The sequence below is a fragment of the Flavobacterium sp. genome, from assembly GCF_021151785.1.
In the GTDB taxonomy this organism is placed as follows: Bacteria; Bacteroidota; Bacteroidia; order Flavobacteriales; family Flavobacteriaceae; genus Flavobacterium.
In genome coordinates, this window is the sequence record NZ_JAGKWP010000175.1 from 1 (window position 1) to 2,298 (window position 2,298).

A 2,298-nucleotide genomic window follows, 5' to 3' on the forward strand; every position below is an offset into this window, starting at 1 on the left:
GTGTAAAAATAGAAAAGCTCAATATATTTAAATTATCATTTATAGTCTGTCAAAATAAACTATTTGTTTAGTTTTCATTCATTACCGGAATTTACAGCCCCTCAATATCTAACATGTAGTTTCAGGTTTTATTCAAATGCTACGAAATACTAAAAATAACCTAAGGATAATTACCTTAAAAACCATTTCTATTTTTACTGCCCATGGTAAAAATAAGCAGGGAAAATTTTCATTTTGGTATTTCATGCGGTTTTGCTTTTCAAATATTGGATTTCGTTTGTTTTTCAAATATTCAATAGAATCTCTTTCCATCTTATTTAACCGGAATTTTACTTTCCTAAAAAAACTTGTCAATCCCAAACTCGAAAAACTGAACATAACTGTTTTTCCGAACCATTACAATATAGCTGAGGAAATAAAAAAAATTCATTTTTCTAAAATCGACGCTCCTAAAGTTTCTATCATCATTTGTGTATACAACAATATCGCATTTACGTGTAATTGCCTTCGGGCAATCATGGAACATACCGGCCCTGAAGTAAGCTATGAAGTTATTGTAGTCAATGATTTTTCTTCTGATGAAACAGCAGAGCTTTTAATTCAGGTTCCCAATCTTCGCTTACATAACAACAATCATAATTCGGGCTTTGTACTTTCCTGTAACCAAGGTGCATCTTTGGCCAAAGGAGAATTTTTATGTTTCCTGAACAATGATACCATCGTTCAGAAACAGTGGCTAACGTCTATGGTTGAACTTATTGAAAACGATAGCCAGATTGGAATTGTAGGCTCCAAGCTGGTTTTTGGCGATGGAGACCTACAGGAAGCCGGCGGTATTGTATGGCAGGATGGACAAACCTACCATTATGGAAGACGTGGCTCAATAACCAATAAAAAATATAACTATATCCGGGAAGTTGATTATTGTTCTGGTGCATCCTTCCTAATTTCTAAAACAGACTTTGATCAATTAAGAGGCTTTGATGAAATGTATACACCCGGTTATTATGAAGACACTGATTTGTGTTTTAGTATACAATATACATTAAACAAAAAAGTTGTTTATCAACCAGCATCCATTGTTGTTCATTATGAAGGTGTCACTTCAGGTACGAATATAAATGCCGGCATGAGACGCTATCAGCAGATCAATGCGCTAAAATTTAAAGATAAATGGAAAACGCAATTACAATCTAAATTGCCAAATTCATTTATGAATTTAGATGACACCTTAATAAAATATCAAAATTCAAAAAATGCAAAACTCATCTAAATGCTTAATTATTGTAGGGATGCACCGTTCGGGTACTTCATTCACAGCGTCTCTTCTCCAAAAGGCAGGACTAAACATTGGTGAAAATTTACTCCGGGCAAGCCTTGGAAATGAATTAGGACATTTTGAAAATGAAGATTTTTTAGTCTTTCATAAAAAAAATCTGGCACATCATAATCTGAATCCAGATGGTTGGTCTTTAAATACTGTGCAATCTCTTGATGGAACACAAAAAGAAGAGTTGACATCCATCATTAAAAAAAACGAATCCTCTCAGTGGGGATGGAAAGATCCACGCACAACACTTTTTTTAAATGTATATAAAGAGTTACTTCCCAATGCGTTTTTTTTATTTGTTTATAGAAAACCATGGGAAGTTGTTGACTCTTTATTCAGAAGAAGTACAGATGATGATTTTTATACGCAACCAACGTCTGCGCCTGACAATTGGCACTTTTACAATCAATTAATTTTAGATTTCTTTAAACAAAATGCAGACCGTTCAATATTAGTCGATATTGAAAATGTCATGCAACAAAGCAATACAGTAATAGAATTATTGAATACTAAATTTGGCTTTAATTTTCATGCAAGTCCAGACAGCACTTTCGATAGTGCCAAATTCAATAACAACAGAAATAAAAATCGAAGGCAACAGTTTTTTTACGAAAATGCATTTCCTGATTCAATTCAGCTTTATAAAACACTTCAAGAAAACTCGGACATGCCGCCTCTGGAAGATTATATTTCTTCCAATGAAAATATCAATTGTTTGATTGATTGGTGGAGAGATGCTGCTGAAATTCAGGAAACAAGAAATGAACTTAACAGCAAAGGGATTCCATTTACAAAACTACCTTCAACATTAACAGAAAATGAATTATTGAAGGCTGAAATTGACTGGATCATAAATTCAAAATGGTGGAAAATAAGAGGATGGTTAAAAAAATAAATCCAACCTCCTTACATTTTAAATCTGTTTTTTATTGATTTATATACTTTATAAATCAATATCAACTGGGAAT

At 32.8% G+C, this 2,298-nt stretch carries 2 protein-coding genes; both read left to right on the forward strand.

The window, feature by feature from the left end; translation table 11 throughout:
* The first annotated feature begins 136 nt into the window (after positions 1-136).
* Positions 137-1,273, forward strand: coding sequence for a glycosyltransferase family 2 protein (locus tag QZ824_RS11375; protein ID WP_291276133.1), 1,137 nt, complete (start codon positions 137-139; stop codon positions 1,271-1,273).
* Complete coding sequence (locus QZ824_RS11380; RefSeq protein WP_291276134.1) at positions 1,257-2,225, forward strand: sulfotransferase; 969 nt, start codon at positions 1,257-1,259, stop codon at positions 2,223-2,225. Before QZ824_RS11375 ends, QZ824_RS11380 begins: the two co-directional genes overlap by 17 nt.
* Positions 2,226-2,298: the final 73 nt, after the last annotated feature.

What these genes read in the sequence shown, in the direction of transcription:
- QZ824_RS11375 (WP_291276133.1), top strand. Translation starts at nt 137, where the DNA reads ATGCTACGAAATACTAAAAATAACCTAAGGATAATTACCTTAAAAACC.
- QZ824_RS11380 (WP_291276134.1), top strand. Translation starts at nt 1,257, where the DNA reads ATGCAAAACTCATCTAAATGCTTAATTATTGTAGGGATGCACCGTTCG.